This window comes from Actinacidiphila sp. bgisy160, from assembly GCF_057707815.1.
This window is the reverse complement of the sequence record NZ_JBYIQW010000114.1, coordinates 1-5007: the sequence shown is the minus strand read 5'-3', so window position 1 is coordinate 5007 and position 5007 is coordinate 1. Positions and strand designations below refer to the sequence as shown.

The following is a 5007-nucleotide window of genomic DNA, read 5'->3' as shown; positions in this document are numbered from 1 at the left end:
GGTCGGCCCAAGCGCTTCGGGGATCGAGAGGATAGCCACCGGTTCGTCGTGCTTCGCCCCGTCTGCCGGTACTTCCCCACATCGGGCAGGGGGCGGATTGACCCGTTCGGGTGATATCCGGCGGGTGGGGCCGGCCGCTCGCGGTGTCCCCGCCGGTGCTCTCACCTGTCGTTTCCCTTGCACTGTCGTCATGTTGACGGACAGTCATGCACCGGAGTCGCTTGCCGGGGTCGTGGTGTCCGACTACTGTCCAACGCCGTCAGACAGATCGTCTGGTGTGGATGGACGGGTTCTGAGACCCGGTCCCCGTCCGCACCCCTCGTCCGAAGGATCCCCCATGCTCGACATGCGTGAGCTGGACACCGAGTCCGCGGAGCTGCTGCCCGGCCGCGAGGCCCTGGGCAAGCTCAAGTTCAGCTTCGTCAAGACCACGCACGTGACCAAGCACGTGGCCCACGTCGACGCCCACAACGAGTCGCTCGCGGCCAACGAGTGGTCGCCGTACGCGGTCGCCCAGTCGCAGGCCACTCAGGCCATCAACATCAAGCAGTAGCCGGCGTTCCACCTCCTTCCGCATACCGAGAAAGGTATCCCCCCTCATGAACATGGACCAGCTCGACGCCGAGTCCGCGGAGCTGCTGCCGGGCCGCGAGGCCCTGGGCAAGCTGAAGTTCAGCTTCGTCAAGACCACGCACGTGACCAAGAACATCGCGCACGTCGACGCCCACAACGAGTCGCTCGCGGCGAACCAGTTCTCCCCGTTCGCGGTCGCCCAGTCCGAGGCCGTCCAGGCCATCAACATCCGCCAGTAACAACACCCGTACGTGTGCGGACCGCGCCCGTCGTGGCGCGGTCCGTCTCGGGAGGAAGAGCAGGACGGTGACGGAAGGTCACATTGCTCAGGGCCCCGGCCCCACGGGGACGGCGCTGTACGACGCGGACGTGATGGACCCTCCCCCCTACGACACGGGCTTCCCCGTCCCGCGGCTGGGCGCGGGCCTGCAACTCCTCGGTGAGTACAAGGGATCGGGGACCACCGAACCCCGGTACATCGTCCGCAGGGGGGACGGGCAGGTCGTCCAGCTGAGCCGGCTGCTGTACCTGGTCGCCCGTGCCATCGACGGGCGGCGCGACACCGAGGCCATCTCGCACCGGGTGAGCGGGCGCTTCGGCCGTGAGGTCAGTGCCGAGAACGTGCACTACCTGATCGAGAACAAGCTGCAGCCGCTGGGCGTCACCGTCCCGTTCGGGCAGGAGGACGACGAGGTCACCGGACCCACCGCGGACCTTCTGCTCGTGCTGAAGGGCCACCGGGTCATCTTCCGCGAGCGGCAGGTCGCCCGGATCGCCCGCTCGCTGGCCTGGCTGCACCGTCCGCTGGTGGTGACGGCGGTGCTCGCGACGGCGGTCGCCATGGAGATCTGGCTGTTCGCCGTCCACGGGGCGATGACACCGGTGCTCCAGGTGCTGGAACAGCCGGTGCTCATGCTCGTGGTGTTCGCGCTGACCGTGGCCTCGCTCGTCTTCCACGAGTTCGGACACGCCTCCGCGTGCCGCTACGGCGGGGCCCGGCCCGGGGCCATCGGCTGCGGCATCTTCCTCATCTGGCCGTCGATGTACACCGACGTCACCGACGTCTACCGGATCGGCCGCGGCGGCCGCATGCGCACCGATCTGGGCGGCGTGTACTTCAACGTCGTCTTCATGCTGGCCCTGGCCGGCGGCTACTTCGTCACCGGGCAGTCCTTCTTTCTCGCCGCCATCTACCTGGCCCACTTCGAGATCATCGAGCAGCTGATGCCGGCCGTCCGGCTGGACGGCTACTACATCCTCGGTGACCTCGCCGGCGTCCCGGACCTCTTCGGCAAGATCAAGCCGATCCTGCGCAGCATGCTGCCGGGCCGTCCGGTACCCCCCGAGGTCTCCGACCTCAAGCGCTCCGCCCGGACCATCGTCACCACCTGGGTGCTGACGATGGTGCCCCTGCTGCTCGCCGAACTCGGCTACGTGCTGTGGAACCTGCCGCGCCTGCTCGAGACGAGCCTGCGGTCCCTGGTCGAGCAGCTGACCGGGACGGGTTCCGCCTTCGCCGAGGGCCAGTTCGCCGCCGGCACGGTCGGGGTCGTCGGCAGCCTCATGCTGATCTTCCCCCTCGCGGGGGCGGCGTACCTGTCGGTGCGCCTGGGGGGCCGGCTCGTCCGCTACGTCGTCCGCGCCACGGAGGGGAATCTCCGGCTGAGGCTCCTCATCGGCGGAGCCACGCTGGCCGGAGCTGCGGCGCTGTGCGCCGCGTGGGTGGGCGGGGTGACCCCCAAGCCGCTGCCGCCGCAGCCGCCGATCGCCCCCATCCTGCAGCCCGGGGTGCCCGAGATCAGGCCCCCGCGCCCCGTCGCCCCCGCACCGCTGCCGAGCGTCACCACCGCCCCGGTGACCGTGGCCGCGGACGAGCCGTCGGCGACCGGGCCCTCGGCCTCACCCTCGGAGTCCGGCTCGGCCGACGCCTCCGCGTCGGCGAGTGGCAGCCCCTCGCCGTCGAAGTCGCCCAGCCCGCGGGCCTCGCGCAGCGAACCGGAACCGAGCAGCACGCGGACCACGGCCACGGCAGACCCGAGCCCGTCCGCGAGCTCGCCCACCGCCTCACCGTCGGACTCCGCGACGCCGTCGGAGCCCCCCATCCCGAGCTTCACCGTGTCCTTCCCCGCGCCTCTGCCGACCTGACGCGGGCCATCCCCCTTCCCTCCCCCCCCGATATTCCTTCCATCCGTACAGGAGAAGTCCGTGACGCACCGAAAGCCCCACACCAGCACGGTGGGCCGCAAGGCCGTCCGGCTGGGCATGCTGACCACCGCCGGCCTCGTCGCCCTCGCCACCGCGGCCCCGGCCGGCGCGGCATCGGGGTCGCACATCCCCCGCAGCGCGGGCGCCGCCGTGGACGAGGCGCACACCCTCGCCAACCGGGCGCGCCCGGTCCAGTACGACGAGGAGTTCTCGATCCACCAGTTCGGGCCGCTCGTCGCCGCCACCGCGCACAACCGGGCGGTCGCCGCCTCGGTCGGCTGCTCGCTCTCCCGCCCGTGCCGGTCGATCGCCCTCTCCTTCCAGATCGTCACCACCTCCGGTGTCGACATCCGACGGGTCACCGCCACGAACATCAGCCGTGCCGTCAACGAGCACTGCACCGGATGCCAGACCTTCGCGGGTGCCTACCAGTTCATCGTGGCGACCCCGAGGCCGCTCACCCTGAGCGCCCGCGACCGGGACCGGCTCGCCGACATCCGGCGCAGGGTGGCCGAGCTGAGGCGGTGCGGCGATCCGATCTCCGAGATCGAGCGCCGCGCGGACGCGCTCGCCGCCGAGGTCAGGGCCGTCCTGGACCGGGCGGCGGCAGCGGTGCCGGCCGGCTCCGGCGCCGGCCCGCTGCGGGAGTTCCGGCCCACCGTGACCATGCACCGCCACGTCAGCTGACGCCCCCACCGCTTCCGGGCCGGGGGCACGTCCCTCACCTCCCCAAACCCCCAGACGGGTCCCCGGCCCGGGACCACGACCGGCCCTTCCGGAGGCATGAAGTGCCCAGACGATACCCGCCCGAGCTGCGCCGCAAGGCCCTCGACCTGCTGGCCGCCGGTGAGCCCGTGAAGAAGGTCGCCTCGGACCTCGGGCTCGGCGACCAGACGATCTACCAATGGCGGCGCACGCACCTGCCGCACCTGGGCAGGCCGCGGCGCGCACCGGTGGGCACCGCCGAGCTGAACGCGGCCCGCAAGCGCATCACCGAACTGGAGACCGAGCTCGCCGTCCACCGGCGGGTCACCGAGCTGCTGCGCGATGTGGTGTCCCCAAAAGGCGATTCGAGGCCGTCCAGGTGATGGCCGGTGAGGGGCTCCCGATCCGGACCGCGACACGCGTCCTGGGTATCTCCGAATCGGGGTACTTCACCTGGCGAGGCCGGCCCCCCTCGGCCCGCGCCAACCGGCACCTGTGGCTGACGGAACTCATCACCGCCATCCACACCGACTCGCGCGGCACCTTCGGATACCGCCGTATCCACGAGGAACTCACCCTGCGGCACGGCATCCCCATCAGCCACGGCACCGTGGAACTGCTCATGCGGCGCGCCGGCCTCCAGGGCCGGCCCGGTGTGCCCGACCGGCTCTGGGTGACCGACGCCGCCGAACTCGCCACCCGCCAGGGCGAACTGCTCTGCGTGATCGTGCTCGACGCCCACGCCCGCCGGCTGATGGGCTGGAGCACGGGTTCCTCGCCGGCCGCCGGCGTCGCGGCGGACGCCCTGAGCAGGGCGGTGCTGCGGCACTCCGTCCACCCCGGACCCCGGCCCGAGGGACGTTTCACCACGCTCGTCTTCACCGAACGCGCCCACTCCCGTGGGCTGGCGCCACCCACCGGTCTGGTCGCCGACCGCAACGACCACGCCGTGATCGGGGACTTCTGGGCCCGGACGCGGACCGAACTCCTGGACCACCGCGAATGGAACAGCAGGCACGACCTCGCCACAGCCCTGTCCGACTACTTCGAGGGAATCCGAGTATGACCGCGGACCGACCGACGCCCCCGTTGCCGATCTCCTACCTGCTGCGCACCCAGATCCGTCCGGGCCATACCCTGCCGCCCAGCCAGGCGCACCAGGTCATGCTGCACTGCGCCCTCGACGCCGCCGGTGTCCCGGTCCGCCGGGACGACGCGGACGCCGTCGCCAGGATCGCCGAACTCGACTACGACACCGTCAACGCGGTCATCGGCTGGCTGCGCGTCGTCAGACCGGCGGCGTGCTGAATGCCCGGCCCGGCCCCTCGGGTCGCCGGCCGCCGCGCCCGGGCTACGGCCGCAAGCTGCTCGGCGTGCTGACGGGGTACCGCTTCGACCGGCCGCCCGCCGAACCGATGGCGGCGCTGTGCGGCCTCGACGAGAACGGGTTCCTGCACCGCTGCCGCTCCGCGCGCGGTACCGGGCCGCCGGGCGGCGCACGGGCGGACGGGCTATGACCGCGGT

Annotated in this window: 8 protein-coding genes; all 8 read left to right on the top strand. The window is 71.7% G+C overall.

Going from position 1 to position 5007, the window contains the following annotated elements; all coding sequences use genetic code 11:
• Window positions 1–337 precede the first annotated feature (337 nt).
• Window positions 338–553: a hypothetical protein gene (locus AC3EUJ_RS36965; RefSeq protein ID WP_179280271.1), complete on the top strand. Its 216-nt coding sequence runs from the start codon at window positions 338–340 to the stop codon at window positions 551–553.
• A gap of 46 nt (window positions 554–599) precedes the next feature.
• Window positions 600–812, top strand: coding sequence for a hypothetical protein (locus AC3EUJ_RS36960; RefSeq protein WP_431969350.1), 213 nt, complete (start codon window positions 600–602; stop codon window positions 810–812).
• Between the two features lie 67 nt (window positions 813–879).
• Window positions 880–2718, top strand: a complete 1839-nt coding sequence (locus tag AC3EUJ_RS36955; RefSeq protein ID WP_431969348.1) for a zinc metalloprotease — start codon at window positions 880–882, stop codon at window positions 2716–2718.
• A 60-nt stretch (window positions 2719–2778) separates the two neighbouring features.
• On the top strand, window positions 2779–3465 hold the full coding sequence (locus AC3EUJ_RS36950) for a hypothetical protein (RefSeq protein ID WP_431969346.1): 687 nt from the start codon (window positions 2779–2781) through the stop codon (window positions 3463–3465).
• A gap of 101 nt (window positions 3466–3566) precedes the next feature.
• The gene (locus tag AC3EUJ_RS36945) at window positions 3567–3866 is read left to right on the top strand and encodes a transposase (protein ID WP_431969344.1); all 300 of its coding nucleotides are present in this window, start codon (window positions 3567–3569) and stop codon (window positions 3864–3866) included.
• Window positions 3866–4549 (top strand): IS3 family transposase, encoded by a 684-nt coding sequence (locus AC3EUJ_RS36940; protein WP_431969342.1) that lies wholly within the window; start codon window positions 3866–3868, stop codon window positions 4547–4549. Before AC3EUJ_RS36945 ends, AC3EUJ_RS36940 begins: the two co-directional genes overlap by 1 nt.
• The gene (locus AC3EUJ_RS36935) at window positions 4546–4791 is read left to right on the top strand and encodes a hypothetical protein (protein ID WP_431969340.1); all 246 of its coding nucleotides are present in this window, start codon (window positions 4546–4548) and stop codon (window positions 4789–4791) included. Before AC3EUJ_RS36940 ends, AC3EUJ_RS36935 begins: the two co-directional genes overlap by 4 nt.
• Window positions 4785–5000 (top strand): hypothetical protein, encoded by a 216-nt coding sequence (locus AC3EUJ_RS36930; protein WP_431969338.1) that lies wholly within the window; start codon window positions 4785–4787, stop codon window positions 4998–5000. Before AC3EUJ_RS36935 ends, AC3EUJ_RS36930 begins: the two co-directional genes overlap by 7 nt.
• Window positions 5001–5007: the final 7 nt, after the last annotated feature.

Excerpts from the sequence above, each read along its gene's own strand:
- AC3EUJ_RS36965 (WP_179280271.1), top strand. The coding sequence starts at position 338 with ATGCTCGACATGCGTGAGCTGGACACCGAGTCCGCGGAGCTGCTGCCC.
- AC3EUJ_RS36960 (WP_431969350.1), top strand. The coding sequence starts at position 600 with ATGAACATGGACCAGCTCGACGCCGAGTCCGCGGAGCTGCTGCCGGGC.
- AC3EUJ_RS36940 (WP_431969342.1), top strand. The coding sequence starts at position 3,866 with ATGGCCGGTGAGGGGCTCCCGATCCGGACCGCGACACGCGTCCTGGGT.
- AC3EUJ_RS36935 (WP_431969340.1), top strand. The coding sequence starts at position 4,546 with ATGACCGCGGACCGACCGACGCCCCCGTTGCCGATCTCCTACCTGCTG.